The following is an 18,463-nucleotide window of genomic DNA, read 5'->3' on the forward strand; positions in this document are numbered from 1 at the left end:
GGGCCCGGACAGGCGGGGGGCCGGCGGATCGCCCGGAGGGGTCAGCGCAGCGCCATGGTCAGCCGGACGGTCGTGCCGCTCTCGGGCGCCGAGCGGATCTGCACCAGGTCGCAGAGCTGGTGGACCAGCCACAGGCCCCGGCCGCCGTCCTGGCCGGGGACCGGGCGCGAGCGGCCCGCGAGGGGATCGGTGATGTGGCCCGCGTCGTGGAATTCGCAGACGAAGACGTCGCTGTCGCCCCAGGTGCGCAGGGTGCCGGAACCGCCGCCGTGCCGGATGCTGTTGGCGGCTACCTCGGTGACGGCCACCAGCAGCTCCTGCAGCCGGGCGCCCCGCAGGCCGCATCGGGTGGCGCACTCGGTCACCGTGCCGCGGACGGTTGAGAGCGCGCCGGCGCCGTAGGCCAGGGTCGTGGCGGGACCGCAGGCGGGCGTCAGTTCCTCGAAGCGGAAGGGCTCGTCCGAGAAGGCGGGGTTGCGGCCGTGCGCGCCCTCGGCGAGCTGGAAGGGATGGCACAGGCGCGCGGACTCCAGGGCCGCGGCCTCGACGGTGGTGACGTCGTAGGGACACAGCAGCCACCAGGCCGGGGAGGCGGCGAAGGTCAGGTTCAGCAGCCACTCGTGGTAGCGCAGCTCGCCGCGCTCGGCCGGGGTGGCCGTCCCCCACGGGGACTCGCTGATGCCCCGCACCGGCAGGCCGTCGCTGACGCTCTTGGCGATCCAGTCGTGCCAGGCCGGGATGAGCCGCCCCGGGTTGCGGCCCAGCGCGCCGGTGTCCACGAACGACACCCGGCGGTCCGCGCCACTGCCGCCGAGCGCGTCGCGCAGCATGACCTGCTTGTCCTCGCCGACCGCGACCAGGACCGTCTCGTCGGCCGCCCTGGCGTCGTCGATGAACGACACCGCGCCCCGGAGGAAGCCGGAGTCGCCCTGGTAGGCGTAGAGCTCGTGGCGGAAGGCGGGCGCCGTGGCGTCGCCGTGCTCGGCCGTGCGGGGCGGGGTCACGGCACCAGCTCCGCGGGGACGGCGGGATCGTCGTAGCCGAGCAGCTCCCAGCACCTTCGCACCGTGGGGTTGGCGCGTTCGAGCACGATCTTGCGGCCGGGCATCGCGGCGGCCGCTTCGGCGAGGGTGCGCATGCCGACCGCGTCCATCAGCTGCAGGCCGTCGCACCGCAGCCGCAGCGTCGCCATGCTCCGCAGCAGGCCGGTGACGGCGACCCGGAAGGCGCCCGCGCCGTCGGCGTCGACCACGCCGCTGACCCTCCAGCAGTCCGCCGACTCGTTGAAGATCTGGAAGGAGGGTGGCTGTGCGGGATGACCCGCGAAGTGAGGATGCACGCTCGCCGCCTGTTCGAGCACCTTCGGTGCAAAACCGGGACTCGCATAGGCGCACACCATCATCGCGGCCGTGCCGCCGGTCAGTGCGTCGAGCCTCAGCTCCTGATCGGCCACCTGCTCGGCCGTGATGTCGGCAGGCCAGATGCGGTCCATCTCTGCCAGCACCCGCAGGGCCCTGAAGCCCTGCCGATCTGCTGTCTCGGCCTCCTGCCGCACCAGTGTCACCAGTGCGTCCACGTCCCAGCCTACGCCGCCGGGCGCGACGGCAGGGTCGACGAGTAGTCCGTTCGGGGCCTGGAATTCCAGCCACGCGGGGGACGACGACCCCACGACCATGACCTTGTCGCCCAGCTGCGTGCCGTCGGACAGATATCCCTGGGCCGCGCTCCGGAAGTCGCCCGGTCGCGGCACCACCCAGCACACGTGGTCACCGATGTCGACCCGGCCGAGGCTCGCGACGCTGCGAGCGATCCTCACACGGCCCTCCTCACCTCGACTCGGGACGGATTCCCCTGCGTACAGTCTGTCAGCTCGCGCGGACGGCCCGACTACACCCCGGGGGTGCAGGGCGCCCGTCCCGATCTGCTACTGGTCGGGATCGGCGGTCGGGTTCACCAGGTCCTCGTACGGGCTGAAGACGGCCTCGGCGCCGGTGATCCGCAGCAGGCGGCGCACCGCGGCGCTGGGGTGCGCCAGGGCGGTCCGCCGTCCGGCGGCGGTCCGCACCAGGTGGTTGAGCAGCGCCGAGTCGCAGAAGGAGACCATCGCGAGGTCGAAGACGAGGGGGCCGTCGAAGGTGGCCAGCACCCGCGCGGTCACCTCCTGCACGACACGCAGCGAGTCCAGGTCGAACTCCCCGTGCAGAGCGATGATCCACACCGCGCCGTACTGCTCCGAGTAGTAGACGCCCGCTGCCACGCCGTCGTTTCCGAATTCCACGGACGCCACCCCCTTTCTCCCCCCGACAGCGGCGCGTCCTGCCGCGAACACCAGAAGAGACTGCCATCCCGGCACCGCGTCCGCCACTTCGCAGCGTGACAACTCCCGCCGGGGCCGGGATAAGAGGCCGTCGTCCTTGCCGGGTGTGGGGTGAACGGTCGCGCCGGTGCGTGGCCATCGCCACGGCCGAGGGCGACGGGGCAGCCGCGGGCCACCGGGACACGCGCGGTCGTGCGCGGTCAGCGGCGCACGGGCCGCGGCAGCAGCTCGCCGTCGAGGTAGAGGTCCACGCGCTCGTTGTAGAAGCACACCAGCCCGGCGACCGGCGTCAGCTGGCGGGTCGGGAAGTCGTACGCCCACGCCAGGTCCCGCTGGGTGCCGCGGGCGGTGCGGACCGACCAGTAGCCGCTGGTGGTGCCCTTGTACGGGCAGGCGCTGACGGTGTCGCTGGGCGTCAGCAGGGTGAAGTCGACGCAAGCGCGGTCGAGGTAGTAGCGGGTCGGCAGCCCCGTCTCGAAGACCGGCACGCAGGAGGGCGCGTCGGCGAGCACGAGCCCGTCGAGCTCGACCCGGACGTGGCTGCCGGAGCGGAGCGCGTCCACCCGGGTGTACGGGCTCCGCGGGTGGACGAAGACCTGCTCGTCCTCCTCGAACCAGCCGTCCAGCGCGTCCCATTCGAAGCGGACCGTGCCGGCGAGACCCTCGGCCGCGTCGTCGGCCCACACCCACGCGGCGCCCGGCCGCAGCTCCTCGCCGACCCGCAGCGCGTGCCGCCGTACCGTACCCGGCGCCCGTTTCTCCTCGTGGCCCTCGTCGACCAGCTCCCCGCCGGTCACGTCGGTGACGGGGATGCTGAACTGCGGATAGGCGGCCCGCTCCCAGACGTAGCGGGCCCGCCGGGTGTCCAGCACCGGGCGGCCGCCCGCGAAGCCGCGGATGCGCCGCGGCACCGGTTCGACGTGACCGGGGGTCACGAGCGACGCCGGGTAGTTCCGCGCGGGCTGTTCCTGCTGCTGTGCGGGGTCCTTCAAGACGCCCTCCTCGGGCCGGGGTCGATCGCGGAGGCATACCGGGCGCGGTGCCCGCACCCTGCAGGGTCCTGCCCGATCGATCGTACGGAGCGCGGACCGGCCCTGGGCCCCTACGCGGTGACCAGGACTTCCCCGGCGGTGATCTCGGGAGGGTGGGGGAGGTACGCCCCGAGGCTGTCCCGGATGAAGTTCGACGCCCTCAGATTCGACTCCTCGGCGCCCGCCCGGTCCTGGAAGACGCTGGTCGAGACGACCACCCCGTTCCCGGCGTCGATCCAGTAGAAGGCCACGAAGCCGGGGACCTGGCGCATGAGCGGCACGAATCCCCCTTTCACGAGGCGTGCCGCCTCGGCTGGATCGGTCACGCCTTCATACCGCCGCACTGCTGCGTACATGGCCGATCTCCTCGCGGGTTCCGGGTTCGTCCTCTGCTGGGATGCCGTACCCCTGCGGCAGCCACCTTGCTCACGAGGCGTCGTGCAATCACCGGAAGGGCCGCTTGCGACCAGCGCCCGGCTGCCGGCCGGGTCGACTCCGGTCAAGCCGGTCACCGGCCGCTTCCACCGGCCCCGCGCGGGTGCGTCAGCGGCCCGGGTGGCCGCTCGCGGCGCGGTCCGCGAGGACTTCGCGGGCGGCGCGGGCCCCGGAGGCCATCGCGCCCTGGACCGAGCCGGTGGCCCGGTGGTCCCCGCAGACGTAGCGGCCCGGGGAGAACCGGGTGGTGCGGCTGAGCGGCCACGGCGGGGGCATGGCGGGCAGCGCCTCCGCCACGCGCTGGACGGCCACCGGCTCCCAGCCGGCGGTGTCGGCCTCGTAGATGTCCGCCAGCGCGGCGCGGACCTCGGCCTCCTGCCCGGGCCGCTCGTCCGCGCCGAGCACCGAGGTGGACACCAGCGCCCGGCCGCGCGGCGCGTACGTGGGGCTGACCTCGCTGATCACCACGGTGTTCAGGACGCGCCGCGCGGTGTCGGTGATCAGGGTCGGCTCGGCCAGCGGGCTGACGGGGGCGGCGTGGTAGTACGTGGTGACCGAGCGGGTGGGCGGCACCTCCAGGCCGGGCAGCAGGGCCCCCGCCGCCGCGGGGCCCGCGGCGACGACCACCGCGGCGGCGGCGATCTCGTCGCCGTAGGAGGTCAGCACGCCGTCGTCGGTGAGCCGCTCCACCGGGGTGCCCAGGCGCACGGTGCCCTCGGGCAGCCCGTCCGCCAGCTGCTCGGGCACCGCCGCCACGCCCCGGGCGGGCAGGCACAGGGTGCCGCGCAGCATCGAGCGCCACACCAGGTGGAAGAACCGGCTGGAGGTCTCCAGCTCGCTCTCCAGGAAGACCCCCGACAGGAACGGCCGGAAGAGCGTCTCGACCAGGTCCTCGCCGATCGCCGCGTCGGCCAGGGCGGTGCGGGTGGTGCGCTCCGCGGCGCGCTTGATGACCCGCGGCGGCAGCAGCATGTCCCGCCCGCACAGCATGACCAGGGCGGACAGGTCGCGGAGCGACGCCAGGCGGCCCGGCAGCAGGTCGGTGGCCAGCCGGGGCACGCGGGTCGGGTCGGCGAAGCGCAGCCGCCCGTGCGGGGTGTGCAGCAGGACGCCGGGTGTGAAAGGCCGCGGCCACAGGTCCGGCAGGCGTACGCGCCGGCGCAGCTGCGGGTAGGAGGTGTTGACGACCTGGAAGCCGCGGTCGAAGCGGAAGCCGTCCCGTACGTCGGTGCGCATCCGGCCCCCCACCGCGTCGGACGCTTCGAGCACCTGGACGTCGAGGCCGGCCGCTGCCAGGTCCTGCGCGCACACCAGCCCGGCCACGCCCGCTCCCACGACCAGCACGTCCGCTGCCCTCGCCAACGCCATCACCACCCTCTCGGCCGCTGCCCGCCGCCTGCCCGCCCGGCGGGCGGCTCACGCGGCCAGCGGACCATCTGCCGCTCCGCCGCGGCCGCCGCCACCCCCTGCGGTCACCCGATCGGCCGCGCCGGGTGCGGCCGTGCGCGTGCACGTCCCGGATGAGTTCATTCAGGACTTGTCGGAGGGGATGCGAGAGGCCCGGCGAGAGCGCCGGGCCTCGGGTCGCCTACCGCCGCCGGGTCAGGCGGACGCCTCCGTCAGGCGGGCCACTTCCCCGTCCGTCAGGGTCAGGTCCGCCACCCCCAGCAGCGCCGGCAGCTGCTCGACGGTACGGGCGGAGGCGATGGGCGCGGCGATCGTCGGCTGGGCGGCCAGCCAGGCGAGGGCGACGGTGGCGACGGGGGCCCCGTGGGCGGCGGCGATCTCGTCCAGGGCCGTCAGGACCCGCAGGCCGCGCTCGGATTCCAGGTGCTTGGCCGCGGAGCCGGCGCGGGCGCTCTGCGTGGTGGCGCCGGGTCGGTACTTGCCGGTGAGGAAGCCGGACGCGAGGGCGAAGTAGGGAACGCCCGCCAGGCCCTCACGGGCGGCGAGGTCCTGCAGCGCGCCCTCGTAGGTGTCGCGGGAGACCAGGTTGTAGTGCGGCTGGAGGGCCACGTACCTGGCCAGGCCCTCGCGGTCGGCGAAGTCCAGCGAGGCGCCGAGCCGCTCCGGGGTGATGTTGGAGGCGGCGACGTGCCGGACCTTGCCCGCCTTGACCAGCTCGTCGAGCGCGCCGACGATCTCCTCGACCGGCACCTCGGGCTTGTCGAAGTGCGTGTAGTAGAGGTCGATGTAGTCGGTGCCGAGCCGGTGCAGCGACGCGTCGGCGGCGGCCTTGATGGTGGCCGCGGACAGGCCCTGGAAGTCGGGGTGCTGGCTGACCTTGGTGGCGATGACGATGTCGGACCGGTTGCCGCGGGCCTTGGTCCACCTGCCGATGATCGTCTCCGACTCACCGCCTTCGTTGCCCTCGATCCAGGCGGAGTACGCGTCGGCGGTGTCGACGAAGTTCCCGCCGGCGGCCGCGTAGGCGTCCAGCACGGCGAACGACGTCTTCTCGTCGGCGGTCCAGCCGAAGACGTTGCCGCCGAGGGCGAGCGGGAAGACCTCGAGGTCGGATGAGCCGAGTTTGCGCAGAGAAGTCATGAAGGGTGCCAACACCTGCAGCCGATCATGTATTCCGCTCCGCGGGCCAGGAGGACCTGCCGCCTGTGGCGACGCGCCCCGACCCCGCCCTCCGTATCGGCGCCGCCGCCCGCCTCATGGGTGAACGGTGGTCACCTGTAGTGACGATCTGCTCGTGACGGCGTCATCCGGACGACGCGGCGCACAGATCGCGCTGGTGGCGCAGCTCGTCGAGGTCGGCGCCCGGCAGTTGCAGGGCCCGGTCGAAGTCGGCCAGCGCCAGGGCGGTGTCGCCCTGCGCCTGGTGCGCGATGCCGCGGTTGAGCAGCAGGTCGGGGTCGTCACCCACCAGGGCCAGCGCGGCGGTCAGGTCGTCCAGCGCGGCGCTCGGGCGGTCCTGCTGGAAATGGGCGACGGCCCGGTTGATCAGGGCGGCCGGATAGCCCGGGTCGGCGGCCAGCGCCGCGTCGAAGTGGCTGACTGCGTCGGCGTAGCGGCCGCGCTGGAGTTCCGCGGTGCCCTGCATGCAGACCAGCCGCGGCTCGCCGGGGCGGGCGCGCAGCCCGGTGGCGATGTCCCGCTCGGCCGCCTCGATGTCGCCTTCGGCGAGCAGCAGTTCGGCCCGGGCCAGCAGCGTGTCCAGGTCGTCGGGCTCCATGTCCAGGACGTAGCCGAAGTCCGCCAGCGCGCCGGCGGCGTCACCGGCGTCCGCGCGGGCGGTGCCGCGGTTGTAGAACAGCTCGGGGAAGGGCGGGGCCAGGTCCACGGCCCGGTCGTAGTCGGCCAGCGCGCCTTCCAGGTCGCCGCTGTCGCGGAGGACACGAGCCCGCTCGGACAGGTAGTCGGTGTAGTACGGGTCGAGGTCCACCAGGGTCGAGTAGTCCCGGAAGGCCTCGTCGCCACGCCCGGTCGCGGCGAGCAGCCGGGCGCGGTTGTACAGCAGCTGCGAGCGGTGCAGTTGCCACTGCGTCGGGTCCAACTCGGCGTCCAGCCAGGCGATGCCGGACTCGATCAGCTCCAGGGCCCGGCCGAGGTTGCGCCGGTGCATCTCGATCAGCGCCAGCCCGTTGCGGTGGAAGACGGTGAAGGTGCGGCGCTCGCCGGGATCGGGCAGGACGCCCGCGATGGCGACCGCGTTGTTCTGCCAGCGCAGCGCGAGGTCGTGGTCGCGCGGCGTCAGGAAGCGGGTGTGCAGCATGGCGATCGCGTAGCTGGTCATCATGTGCACTTTGGGGTCGGTGTAGCGCTCCAGCAGGTCGTGGTAGAGGTCGAGGGACTCCTGGAGGCGCCCGATCGGGATGCACGCGGCCGCCGCCTGCTGGGTGAACTCCCAGTAGTCGCGCCACTCGTGCACCGGGTCGGTCACGGCCCGGCCGCGCCGGCCGAGGTCCACCACCTGGGCGGAGAAGCCGACGTTCACCGCGAAGGTCAGCGCCTCGCGCAGGGCGCGGCGTCCGGCGCCGCCCGGGTCGGTGCCGCGCTCGCGGTGGTGGGCGACCGCGCCCAGCAGGGTGCGCGGCCCCGCGCCGGGCGCCAGCTCCGCGGCGCGCGCGTCGTGCAGCCGCCGTACGCCGTCCGGGTCGCGCTCGGCCGCCGCGCGGTAGGCGCTCTCCTGCGCCGGGTCGTCGCTGGTGCCGTCCGCCTCCACGTACGCGGCGGCCAGTTCGGCTTCGGTGCGCCCGCCGGTCGCGGCAGGTTGGCCGCCGGCCGCGACGAGGGTCACCGTACGGGATGCCAGGACGTCCGCCAGCTCGTCGTCGGCGTCCGCCGCGTCCGCCTCGCCGACCGCGACGAGCAGCAGTTCGGGATCCGCCCGGCGGACCAGCAGCGCCAGGAACTCCCGGGTCGTCGGCTCGGCCCGGTGCGCCTCGTCGAAGAACAGATACGGCGCGGGCTCGCCCAGGTGCCGCAGCCGGCCCGCGTACTCCAGCAGGAAGGTGACGACGCCCTGGCTCATGCACCGGATCATGCCGGACCCGAAGAAGCGGGTGCGCTGCTCGAACGGCGACTCGGAGGCGAGCGTCCTGGGCGCCGGGCCGATCAGGTCCTGCAACTCCGGCATGCCGTAGAGGATCTCCACCCGGTGCCGCTCGACCAGGTCCGGCCACTGCCGGCGTGCCCGCGGCAGCACGGCGGCCAGTACGGTGTCGACGCCCGTGTAGGGGCCGCGCAGCCGCTGGTGGCAGCGGGCCACCAGGGGGGCGGAGCCGTCCGCGGTGGCGGCGGCCGACCGGGTGGCGCGGCTGTCCCCGACGATCCTGCGGTGTGCTGCCATGGCTGTCACCTCTCGCTGGGTGCCGGCTGCCGTGGTGCGCCCTGCCGGCGCTTCCCGCGGGCCAGCACGATGAGCGTCACGACCTGTGCGATGTTGAAACCGAGCGACAGGACCGAATCCCAGAAATGCGCGTCGATTTTCCGCGCCCCGATGGCCTCCCCCGCCACGGTGAAGTAACGGATTCCGACGGGAATGCTGGCGAAAAGCGTCAGCCCGATGAAAGCGCAGACGCCGATCACCAGAAATGGCCCGTAATAGCCGCCGACCTTCCGGTCGCGATCGGTCCACCGGGACAGGTCGACCGTCCGGTGCGGCATGCGCAGCAGCCGCCACAGGCGGTTCCTCATGACGGCCTTGCTGGCGTCGTGCAGGTCGTGGCACTTCATGGCGGTCGCCAGGACGTAGAAGAGGTCGGTCCGCAGATAGAGCTGGAACTGCCAGGCGAAGCGCAGCGCCACGGTGAAGGCCAGCGCCAGGCACACCCTGGAGGTGACCGACAGGTCGCCGCCCGGCTGCCGCGCCAGCTGCGCGGCCAGGCCCAGCAGCGCGAAGACCACGGCGTCGCAGACCATCCCGGACAGGAACGGCAGGTAGCGGCGCCGCCGCGGGACGCTCATCAGGCCGTTGAGCTGCGTCTCGGCCACGATGTACGTCAACCGGTTGCTGAGCCGCAGCGACGACGGCAGCCCCAGCCGCCGGCCGGCCAGCACGTGGTAGCCCTCGTGCGCCAGGATCAGCGGGATCTGCCCGAAGGTGATCACCGCCTGCACGATCAGCAGGGACTTGACGAAGAAGATCTGCGACGGGTGTGGCAGCAGGTCGGGATGGCGCACGCACACCACCGCCCACGCGGTGAACGACAGGGCGTAAAGGATCCAGGCCGGGGTGCCGAACAGCGCGCGCCCGAGGGCCTGGTGGCGTACCGGAGCCGGCGCGGCCGGCTCCGCGGACGGCTCGTCGCCGCCGTGCTCCTTGAGGAACCCCAGTTCCTGGAGGGTGTCGACGAAGTCCTCGACGTCGACCGGCTCGTCGAAGGCCTCCTCGTACCACCGGGCGGCCTGTTCCAGCGGCAGCCCCGCCGCCAACTGCCTGAGCAGTTCCGCCCCGTCGGCGGGGAAGACCGCGTACGACCCGGTCTCGACCCGCCCCACCAGCACGTCGTCGCCCTCGGGCACGAAGCTCAACTGGTGTACGGCAAGCGTTGGTCCGCTCATGGCCCGATCACCTCCCCACCCTGCCCGTCACAGGCCGTTCGCCGTTCGACAAAGGAACCGCCGGGGCCCGCGAGGGGCCCCGACAGGACAGCGCTGTGCCGGACGGGTCAGGCGGCCACGGTGTACGGGCACTGACACGCGGCCGAGGTGAGGCGGACGTCACCGGTCTTGCGCACGGTGATCTTCTTACCGACGCGCTTCATTGCCACGGTCGACTTCATCGAGAACCTCCTGGGAAAGGAAAAGAGAACGCCGGCCGAGTGGTCGACGCGACAAATTTCGTCGCGCCCGGACAACCGGTCAAGGGGGTGTTCGACGGGCCGACCGGTGAAAGAAATACGCTGAACAGACCATGCGCGGTGCGCGCCGCAGGTCACTGTCGGCGCGTGCGCCGGACACGGCCGGATCGACCGAAAAGGCCGACTTGCTTTTCGTGCTCCCCGCGAAATCCGTCCGGCGGCCCCGACCCATGCGGAACAGCAGCCTCCTGTGCCCCGGTACCGCGCAAAGGTGCCCCGGGCGGCGGGATGCCTGCGGAGGTGCCGTCACGCAGATGCGGTACGCGGCGCGCGGTCGGAGAGGCGCCCGGGGCGGCCGGCGCCGCGACACCGGCCGGGCGTCCCCTGCCTTTCCGGCCAGATACGGCGATTCGTCCCGCCCTGCTGCCCGACTGGTGGACACGGCGCCCGGCGCGGTCGTGCGCCCCGCCGGATGCCCTGAGCGCCGGGTGTCTGCGCCCTGTTAGCCGTTCAAAGGGTGCGAAACAGTGCGGAGAGACGATATGGGAGAGGGGGCGTGCCTTGGCGGAGGACGGGTCGGCCCACGCGGTGGTGGTGGGCGCCGGGGTGGCCGGGCTGCTCGCCGCTCACGTGCTGGCGCGCAGCTTCGGGCGCGTGACGCTGGTCGAGCGGGACGCGCTCACCGGCGGGGCGGCCGGATTCCGGGCGGGCGTACCGCAGTCGAGACATGTGCACATCCTGTGGTCGCGCGGCCTGCGGGCGCTGAACGAGCTGCTGCCCGGCGTCGGCGCGGACCTCGAAGAGGCCGGGGCGGCCGTCATCGGCGCCCCCGACCAGATGCGCTGGCTGTCGCCGGCCGGCTGGTTCGCGGGCGTCCGGGGCACCGGCTACCTGTCCGTGTCCCGCGAGGTGCTGGAGTCCGTGCTGCGGCGCAGGGTCGCCGCCTCGCCCGTGGTCACGGTGCTGGGCCGCCATGAGGCCACCGGACTCGACCCGGTGCCGGGCGAGGACGCGGTAGGCGGCGTGCGGCTGCGCGAACGCGGCGGAGCGGGGCGGGAGTTCACGCTCCGGGCGGCCCTGGTGGTGGTCGCCACCGGGCGCGGCTCCCGCACCGCGGACTGGCTGCTCCGACTCGGATACGCCCCTCCCGCCGCGGAGCGGATCGACGCGCATCTCGGCTACGCCTCCCGCTACTACCGGCGCCCGGCCGCCGAGCCGGACTGGAGGGCGATCTACCTCCAGGGCAACGCCGACCTGCCGCGCGGCGGGGTGATCGTCCCGGTCGACCGCGAGAGGTGGCTGGTCACCCTGATCGGGCAGGGCGAGCACCAGCCGCCGGTCGAGGAGCGGGCCTGGCTCGACTTCGCGTCGTCGCTGCGCTCCGGCGAGCTGTCCGCGGCCCTCAGGGGCGCGGAGCCGCTGTCGGACCCGGTGGCCTTCCGGGCGACCGCGAACGAGTGGACGCACTTCGAGCGCGCGAAGCGCTGGCCGCGCGGGCTCCTGGTGACCGGCGACGCCCTGTGCCGGTTCAACCCGGTCTACGGCCACGGCATGACGGTGGCCGCGCTCCAGGCGCAGGCGCTCGCCGCCAAGGTCGCGGGGCGCGCACCGGGGGAGATCGCCGCTCGGGCGCGCGCGGCGCAGAAGGCCGTCGCCAGGTGCCCGCGGGCGGCCTGGATGATCGCCACGGGCGAGGACTCCCGCTATCCGGGCACCGACGGTCCGCCGCCGGGTCCGCTGGCCCGGATGCAGCAGGACTACCTGTCCCGGGTGCTGGTCGCGGCCAACACCGACCCGGTGGTGTCCGAGGCCTTCTTCGCGGTGCTCTCGCTCAACCGCCGCCCCGAGACCCTACTGGCCCCCCGCGTCGCGCTACGCACCGCCCGCCGCCGCACCTGACCTCGGCGGTTCCGCGCGAGGGCACGTCCCGTTGGATTCCCCCACCACCGCTCCCGGCCCGGGCGGCGATACGGCAGCCGTGCTCGTGGCGGCCGGTCGCGGGGAGGGTGCCGTCGCCGTGTAGCGGCGCAGTCCCGGGACCCGCCAGACGATCGCGAGCACCGTCAGCGTCGTGAGCAGGCCGCCGGCGCAGATCACCGGGCGCGCGCCGAAGGCGGAACCCGCGGCACCGTGCAGGAGGTTGCCGACCTGGGGGCCGCCGATGGTGACGACCGTCAGCGAGCCCTGGACACGGCCGCGCAGCGCGTCGTCGCCGAGTGCCTGGGTGAGGGCGTTGCGGAAGGTGCTCAGGACGAAGTTGACCGCGCCGCCGAGCACCAGGGCGGTCAGCGCGAGCCACAGGCGGGAGGCCAGGCCGAGCAGCACGACCCCGGCGCCCCACGCCGTCGCGGCCACCGCCAGCAGGGCGCCGTGGCGGGTGGCGCGGGTGAAGGTGCCGGAGGCCAGGCCGATGGCGAAGACACCTGCGGGGTAGGCCGCGTAGAGCAGGCCGAGCGTGGTGCCGCCTCCGGCCGGGCCGCCGTAGGTGTGCCGGGCCAGCTCCGGGAAGAGGGCCACCGGCATGCCGAAGACCATCGCCGCCAGATCCACCGCGAGCACCGCCACGAGCAGGCGGCTGCCCGCCACGTACCGGAAGCCCGCCAGCACCCGGCCCGGCGTGGAGCGGGCAGGGCCGGGGCGGGGCGGCAGCGGTGGCAGCCTGACGACGGCCCACACCACGGCGAGCAGCGCGACGGCGTCGCACAGATACAGCGTGCCGAGTCCCACCAGCGGGATCAGCGCGCCGGCCAGGACGGGGCCCAGGATTGACCCGGCGTAACGGACCAGTGAGCTGAGGCTGTTGGCCGCCGGCAGCAGCCCGGCGGGGACGAGGCGCGGCACCGCGGCACCCATCGTCGTCATGACCGCGCCCAGGGTCAGCCCCTGGCAGGCCACCAGCACCAGCAGGACGGGAACCGAGCGCCGGCCCAGCGCCGCCTGGGCCCACAGGCCCGTATACGTCAGCGCCAGGCCGCAGTGCGCGGCCAGCAGCACCGTCCGCCGGTCCCTGGCGTCCGCCACCGCGCCCGTCCATAGCGCCGCCGCGACCAGTGCGACCAGCGACACCGCGGCGGACGCGCCGACCGCCGCCGACGAACCGGTCACCGCGAAGAGCTGCGCGGGGATCGCCACCACGCTGAAGGACCCGCCCACCGCGCCCACCGCCGAGGCCAGCCACAGCCGCCGGTAGGCGGGAATGGCCAGCGGGCGCCGGTCCACCGCGTAGGCACCCGGTGAGCGGCGCCCCGAACGACCGCGGCGAGCCGCCGGCCCGCCACCCTCCGCGCACCCGCTCACCGCCCTGTCCCGCCGTCCGGCGCGGTCGCCTCTCCCAGCCCGACCACCTCGGCCACCGCGCAGGCGACGTTGTCGGGCGCACCGGCGGCGTACGCCCGCGCGAGCAGCTCGTCCAGCACCTGCCGCGGACCGCCGGGCCCGCTCAGCACCTCGTGCAGCACGCGGTCGGGGACGACGGCGGACAGGCCGTCGGAGCACAGCAGGTAGCGGTCACCGGCCGCCGCCTCGTGCAGCGACAGATCGGGGCGGTCCGCGCCGGTGCCGCTCAACGCCCGCAGCAACAGAGCCCGTTGCGGGTGGGAGGCGGCCTCCTCGGCCGTCAGCCTGCCCTCGTCCACGAGGGACTGCACATAGGTGTGGTCGTGGGTGATCCGGAACAGCTCCCCGCCCCGTACGAGATACGCCCGGGTGTCGCCGATGTGCACCAGCGCGAGCCGGGAGCCCGACCACAGCAGGGCGGTCAGCGTGGTCGCCGCCGTACCCGTGTCCGTCGATGCCGCGATCTCCGCGATCGTCCGCTCCGCCGCCCCCACCGCGTCGGCGAGCGCGCCGAGCAGGTCACCGGCCGGTACGGGCCGGGCCTCCAGCGGTCTGAGCGCGGCGACGGCCGCCGCGCTGGCGCGGTCGCCGCCGGCGCCGCGGACCCCGTCGGCCACCGCCAGCAGCCGGGGACCGGCGTAGGCGGTGTCCTCGTTGCTGGTGCGCAGCAGCCCCGACTCCGACCTGGCGGCGTAGCGCAGGCCCAGCACCGCGGGGGCCGCCTCGACGGAACCGCCGCTGCCCGCAAGGTAGTCGACCAGGAAGCCGGCCAGCCGCTCGCGTGCGGCGGTCTCCGCCAGCACCTGCTCCCAGTAGCCGCTGATCTCCTCGGCCGCCGCGGCCGCCGGCAGGTCGCAGACGCGGCGGATACGCGCCAGCGGCATGCCCAGGCGCCGCAGCCAGGCGATCAGCCGGGCCCGCTCCAACTGCGCCGGGTCGTAGTAGCGGTATCCCGACTCGCCGTCCACCGAGGCCGGTTGCAGCAGACCCGACTCGTCGTAGTGCCGCAACGCCTTCGGCGACAGCCGTGCGGCCCGCGCGAACGCCCCGATCGTCAGCAACCGCCGCACCACTCCTCCTCGTCCCGGCCACCATGACCGCTGCCGGCAAGGCTGCCGCTTCCCCCAAGGTGAAGGTCAACCCCCGCCGGCCGCCGCGGTCGACGGCCTGTCCCGGCCGGGGAGCGTCACTCGCCACCCGGGGCGGGCGCGTCCGGGACGTGCGCCCGGTCCGGGCGGCCGGCCGCGTCCGCCGTCCCCCGGCGGTAGGCCGGCAGGTCACGCGAGCGCCGGACCGGCGAGAACAGCAGGATGGCCGCGGCGAGCGGGACCCCCGCCGCGGTGACCGCCATGGCGGTGCGCAGCCCGAGCGCCGTTCCGAGCGCGCCGCCCAGCAGCGCCCCGAGCGGGAGCGTCCCGTAGCCGAGGAAGGCCGCGCTCGCGGTGAGGCGGCCGAGCAGTTCCGGTGGGCAGTAGCGCTGCTGGAAGCCCGCCTTGATGATGTTGCCGGCCACGACGCCCGCGGCGACGCAGAAGCCACCGGTCACGAAGAGCAGCACCCCGGCGCCGCCGCCGGTCAGCGGGATGAGCACGGCGGGGACGGCCAGGCCCAGTTCGAACAGCAGCGTCGCACGCGCCGAACCGATCCGGCCGGCGACCCGGCGGGCCGTGAGGGCCCCGGCGACGCCGCCCGCGCTCGTCGCCGCGATGAGCGCGCCGACCGTGCCCGGGGCGAGGCCCACATCGCGGACCAGGAAGACCACCTGTATCGACTGGTATCCCATCAGGGCCAGATTGGAGGCGGCCCCGAAGAGCGTCAGCGTACGCAGCCACGAGTCGCCGGCGATCAGCCGCAGCCCCTCGCCGACCTCCCCGGCCAGGGACCGCGGGCGGACTCCGGCGGCCGGCGGCGGCTCGCGGTGCCGGATGCCCGCCAGGCACACCAGCGACACCAGGAAGGTCCCGGCGTTCGCGAACATCGCGTTCACGGCGCCCGCCACCTGCACGATCAGACCGCCGGAGCCGAGCCCGGCGATCTGCGCGGCCGACGCGCTGCCGTGCAGCTTCGCATTGCCCTCGGCCTGGTCGTCCGGTGCCACCACCGTGGGGAGATAGGCGCTGTAGGCGGTCTGGAAGAAGACCGCCGCCGTGCCCGTCAAGAGGGCGACGGCCAGCAGCAGCCCGATGCTCAGCCCGCCGCACCACGCCGCCACCGGCAGGGCCGCGAAGAGCACGACGGAGACCGCGGCGGCGGCGAGCATGACCGGCCGGCGCGGCAGCCGGTCCACCCAGACGCCGGCCGGCAGCCCGATCAGCAGCCAGGGGGCCCAGGTCGCGGCGCTCAGCAGGGCGACTGCGAACGTACCGGCGTGCAGGGTGGAGACGGCGACCAGCGGCATCGCCACCCCGGTCACCGACGCGCCGAACTTGCCCGCGGTCTCGCCGCACCACAGCAGCCGGAAGTCGCGGTGGCGGCGCAGCAGGCCGCCGCCGGCAACCCGGCTCATCCGGTGTCCCGCGCCCTGCGGGGGAAGGACTGCAGCTGGACGACCACCGGGCCGGCGTCCGGGTCGGGCTCGGCGCTCGCGGCAGGGGTGTGCCGGGCGATGACGGCCATCAACTCGGCGTTGAGAGCGCCCAGTTGCTCCGGCGTCAGCCGAAGGTCGCGCCAGTCCGCGATGGTGCCGGCGCTGCGCCAGCGGTCGTCCCAGTCCTCGCCGACGTAGGTCACCACCCGGCCGAACTGGAGCTGCAGCAGCTCGTGCAGGTAGATCGACAGCGCACCCCGGCTGTCCGGGTCGTCGCGGAAGTCGGCGGTGTTCAGCTCGTTGGTGACGCCGGTCCGCCGCCACCAGCGCTCGCGCCTCGTGCCCCGGCCGGTCTCCTCCTCGATGAAGCCGTGCTCGGCGAGCTGCCGCAGGTGCCAGCTGACGGTGCCGGTGTTCTCGCCGAGGCGCCCGGCGAGCCCGGTGGCGGTGGCGGGGCCGTCCAGGCTGAGCAGCTCGAAGATGCGCATCCGCAGCGGATGGGCCAGCCCCCGCAGGCTGCGCGCGTCGATTCGCCGGGTGGGCCGAGCGGGCGGGCCGGGCTGCGGCGTGCCTTGGGGTTCGTCGGACATGGCGGCAGCGTAGCTTGCAGAGGCTTCTCTGCAAAGAACCCTTTGCAGAGAAGCCTCTGCACCACGCGGTGGCCGTAAGTCGACGCCGACCGGAAAACGCTTGGACGCCGCCCGTCCCGCCACGGGACACTCGACGACTCGGGGGGGTGGGTATGGAATCGCCTGATTTCCGCGACGAAGCGCCGCGACCGGGTTCCGTGGTCCTCGCGCTGCGCTACTACGGGAGGGAGCTGGTCAGGCTCCGCCTGTTGGCGCTGCCCGCGATGATGCTGCCCGCGCTGGGCACTACCGGCATCAACTACGTCGCACCGCTGTTCGTCGCGAAGCTCGTCGGCCGTATCGCCGACGACTCCGGCATCGCGGCCGGCTCGGCACTGCCGTACGTGCTGGGGTTCGCGGGCGTCCTGCTGTTCGCGGAACTGCTGTGGCGTATCGGCTTCCACTGCCTGAACCGGGTCGACGCGCTCGGTGTTGAGCACCTGTACGTGATCGGCATGGACGAGCTGTTCGCCAAGGATGCCGCGTTCTTCCAGAACAGCTTCGCCGGGTCGCTCACCAAACGCGTGCTGAGCTTCGCGTCCCGGTTCGAGGAGTTCGTGGACACGCTGACGTTCTCGGTCATCGGCAGCCTGGTGCCGCTGCTGTTCGGGTCCGTGGTGCTGTGGCTCTACCAGCCGCTGCTCGTCGTCGGACTGCTGGTGATGCTGGCGCTGACGGCACTGTGCGTGGCCCCGCTGATCCGCCGCCGCCAGGCGATCGTCGACCAGCGCGAGGCGGCGATCGCCCGGGTGGCGGGCCACGTCGCCGACAGCCTGATGAACATCGACACGGTGCGGGCCTTCGCCGCCGAGGAGCGCGAGGCAGCGGAGCACCGCTCCCGCGTCGCCGAGTCCAAGCGGCTCAGCCTGCGGTCGTGGGACTACGGCAACCTGCGCATCGACACACTCGTCGCGCCGATGTCCGTCCTGACCAACGGGCTGGGCCTGCTGCTCGCGGTCACCCTCGGCGGGGGCTCGCACGGCGTGGAGGCGATCGTGGTCGCCTTCACGTACTACAGCAACGCCACGCGGATCATGTTCGAGTTCAACCAGATCTACCGGCGTATGGAGAGCTCGGTCACGGAGGCCGCGCAGTTCACCGACCTGCTGCTGACGCCGCCGACCGTGGTCGACCCGCCCTCGCCCGAGCCGCTGCTCGTGCGGAGCGCCGACGTCCGCTTCGAGCGGGTGACCTTCTCGCACGCGGGCGCGCAGCCGCTCTTCGAGGGCCTCGACCTGGAGGTGCCCAGCGGCACGAGGATCGGCCTCGTCGGCCGGTCGGGCGGCGGCAAGACCACCCTCACCCGGCTGCTGCTGCGGATGGCGGACATCGACGCCGGCCGCATCCTCGTCGGCGGCCAGGACATCAGCCGGCTGCGCCAGGCCGACCTGCGCGGCCTGATGGCCTACGTGCCGCAGGACCCGGCGATGTTCCACCGCACCCTGCGGGAGAACATCGCCTTCGCCCGGCCCGGCGCCGGGGAGGCGGAGATCCGCCGCGCGGCGGAGGCGGCGCACGTGGTGGATTTCGCCGACGGACTGCCCGACGGCTTCGACACGCTGGTCGGCGAGCGCGGTGTCAAGCTGTCCGGCGGGCAGCGCCAGCGGGTCGCGCTGGCCCGGGCGATCCTGCGCGACGCGCCGATCCTGCTGCTGGACGAGGCCACCAGCGCGCTGGACTCCGAGAGCGAGATCCTCGTCCAGGAGGCGCTGTGGCGGCTGATGGAGGGGCGGACGGCGCTGGTGGTGGCGCACCGGCTCAGCACCGTCGCCACCATGGACCAGCTCGTCGTCCTGGACCGCGGCCGGATCGTGGAGCAGGGCACCCACCGGGAGCTGCTCGCGGCGGAGGGCCCCTACGCCAAGCTCTGGCACCACCAGTCGGGCGGCTTCCTCAGAGAGGCCACCCCCGCGCGAGCCGACCTGAGCTGACGG

General features: G+C 73.8%; 15 protein-coding genes. 2 read left to right on the top strand and 13 right to left on the bottom strand.

All coding sequences use genetic code 11. The features are described from left to right. Positions 1 to 41: 41 nt before the first annotated feature. The 9 genes from BUE44_RS14625 to BUE44_RS14665 form a co-directional block, all read right to left on the bottom strand. Positions 42 to 1,004: a sensor histidine kinase gene (locus BUE44_RS14625; RefSeq protein WP_073498185.1), complete on the bottom strand. Its 963-nt coding sequence runs from the start codon at positions 1,002 to 1,004 to the stop codon at positions 42 to 44. After that, positions 1,001 to 1,816, bottom strand: coding sequence for an MEDS domain-containing protein (locus BUE44_RS14630; RefSeq protein ID WP_073498187.1), 816 nt, complete (start codon positions 1,814 to 1,816; stop codon positions 1,001 to 1,003). Before BUE44_RS14630 ends, BUE44_RS14625 begins: the two co-directional genes overlap by 4 nt. Positions 1,817 to 1,924: 108 nt before the next feature. Next, complete coding sequence (locus BUE44_RS37455; protein ID WP_159450252.1) at positions 1,925 to 2,278, bottom strand: STAS domain-containing protein; 354 nt, start codon at positions 2,276 to 2,278, stop codon at positions 1,925 to 1,927. Between the two features lie 239 nt (positions 2,279 to 2,517). After that, positions 2,518 to 3,309 (bottom strand): DUF427 domain-containing protein, encoded by a 792-nt coding sequence (locus tag BUE44_RS14640; RefSeq protein ID WP_073498191.1) that lies wholly within the window; start codon positions 3,307 to 3,309, stop codon positions 2,518 to 2,520. Positions 3,310 to 3,419: 110 nt separating this feature from the next. Continuing rightward, on the bottom strand, positions 3,420 to 3,620 hold the full coding sequence (locus BUE44_RS14645) for a hypothetical protein (protein WP_235002170.1): 201 nt from the start codon (positions 3,618 to 3,620) through the stop codon (positions 3,420 to 3,422). A 271-nt stretch (positions 3,621 to 3,891) separates the two neighbouring features. Then, a complete protein-coding gene (locus BUE44_RS14650) occupies positions 3,892 to 5,151 on the bottom strand; it encodes an NAD(P)/FAD-dependent oxidoreductase (protein WP_073498196.1) in 1,260 nt (419 codons plus the stop codon). Between the two features lie 234 nt (positions 5,152 to 5,385). Next, complete coding sequence (locus BUE44_RS14655) at positions 5,386 to 6,330, bottom strand: aldo/keto reductase (RefSeq protein WP_073498198.1); 945 nt, start codon at positions 6,328 to 6,330, stop codon at positions 5,386 to 5,388. A 163-nt stretch (positions 6,331 to 6,493) separates the two neighbouring features. Further along, complete coding sequence (locus BUE44_RS14660; RefSeq protein WP_073498201.1) at positions 6,494 to 8,584, bottom strand: tetratricopeptide repeat protein; 2,091 nt, start codon at positions 8,582 to 8,584, stop codon at positions 6,494 to 6,496. 5 nt (positions 8,585 to 8,589) lie between these two features. Further along, on the bottom strand, positions 8,590 to 9,798 hold the full coding sequence (locus BUE44_RS14665) for a PqqD family protein (RefSeq protein ID WP_073498203.1): 1,209 nt from the start codon (positions 9,796 to 9,798) through the stop codon (positions 8,590 to 8,592). A gap of 800 nt (positions 9,799 to 10,598) precedes the next feature. Here BUE44_RS14665 and BUE44_RS14670 point away from each other — a divergent pair. Then, positions 10,599 to 11,936, top strand: coding sequence for an NAD(P)/FAD-dependent oxidoreductase (locus tag BUE44_RS14670; protein WP_073498205.1), 1,338 nt, complete (start codon positions 10,599 to 10,601; stop codon positions 11,934 to 11,936). On the opposite strand, the gene BUE44_RS14675 is transcribed toward BUE44_RS14670, so the two are convergent. The 4 genes from BUE44_RS14675 to BUE44_RS14690 form a co-directional block, all read right to left on the bottom strand. Next, on the bottom strand, positions 11,910 to 13,256 hold the full coding sequence (locus BUE44_RS14675) for an MFS transporter (RefSeq protein WP_073498207.1): 1,347 nt from the start codon (positions 13,254 to 13,256) through the stop codon (positions 11,910 to 11,912). The two genes, BUE44_RS14670 and BUE44_RS14675, sit on opposite strands and share 27 nt — an antisense overlap. Before the next feature lie 74 nt (positions 13,257 to 13,330). After that, complete coding sequence (locus BUE44_RS14680; protein ID WP_407640028.1) at positions 13,331 to 14,443, bottom strand: MerR family transcriptional regulator; 1,113 nt, start codon at positions 14,441 to 14,443, stop codon at positions 13,331 to 13,333. 116 nt (positions 14,444 to 14,559) lie between these two features. After that, the gene (locus BUE44_RS14685; RefSeq protein WP_073498211.1) at positions 14,560 to 15,879 is read right to left on the bottom strand and encodes an MFS transporter; all 1,320 of its coding nucleotides are present in this window, start codon (positions 15,877 to 15,879) and stop codon (positions 14,560 to 14,562) included. Further along, positions 15,876 to 16,490 carry a winged helix-turn-helix domain-containing protein gene (locus BUE44_RS14690; RefSeq protein WP_073498214.1) on the bottom strand — a complete coding sequence of 205 codons (615 nt, stop codon included), beginning with the start codon at positions 16,488 to 16,490 and terminating at the stop codon, positions 15,876 to 15,878. Before BUE44_RS14690 ends, BUE44_RS14685 begins: the two co-directional genes overlap by 4 nt. 152 nt (positions 16,491 to 16,642) lie before the next feature. On the opposite strand from BUE44_RS14690, the gene BUE44_RS14695 reads away from it, so the two are divergent. Then, complete coding sequence (locus tag BUE44_RS14695) at positions 16,643 to 18,460, top strand: ABC transporter ATP-binding protein (protein ID WP_073498216.1); 1,818 nt, start codon at positions 16,643 to 16,645, stop codon at positions 18,458 to 18,460. The last annotated feature ends 3 nt before the right edge of the window (positions 18,461 to 18,463 follow it).

It is taken from the genome of Actinacidiphila paucisporea (assembly GCF_900142575.1).
GTDB lineage: Bacteria > Actinomycetota > Actinomycetes > Streptomycetales > Streptomycetaceae > Actinacidiphila > Actinacidiphila paucisporea.

What these genes read in the sequence shown, in the direction of transcription:
- BUE44_RS14685 (WP_073498211.1), bottom strand. Translation starts at nt 15,879, where the DNA reads ATGAGCCGGGTTGCCGGCGGCGGCCTGCTGCGCCGCCACCGCGACTTC.
- BUE44_RS14655 (WP_073498198.1), bottom strand. Translation starts at nt 6,330, where the DNA reads ATGACTTCTCTGCGCAAACTCGGCTCATCCGACCTCGAGGTCTTCCCG.
- BUE44_RS14645 (WP_235002170.1), bottom strand. Translation starts at nt 3,620, where the DNA reads ATGCGCCAGGTCCCCGGCTTCGTGGCCTTCTACTGGATCGACGCCGGG.
- BUE44_RS14665 (WP_073498203.1), bottom strand. Translation starts at nt 9,798, where the DNA reads ATGAGCGGACCAACGCTTGCCGTACACCAGTTGAGCTTCGTGCCCGAG.
- BUE44_RS14690 (WP_073498214.1), bottom strand. Translation starts at nt 16,490, where the DNA reads ATGTCCGACGAACCCCAAGGCACGCCGCAGCCCGGCCCGCCCGCTCGG.
- BUE44_RS14660 (WP_073498201.1), bottom strand. Translation starts at nt 8,584, where the DNA reads ATGGCAGCACACCGCAGGATCGTCGGGGACAGCCGCGCCACCCGGTCG.
- BUE44_RS14650 (WP_073498196.1), bottom strand. Translation starts at nt 5,151, where the DNA reads ATGGCGTTGGCGAGGGCAGCGGACGTGCTGGTCGTGGGAGCGGGCGTG.
- BUE44_RS14695 (WP_073498216.1), top strand. Translation starts at nt 16,643, where the DNA reads ATGGAATCGCCTGATTTCCGCGACGAAGCGCCGCGACCGGGTTCCGTG.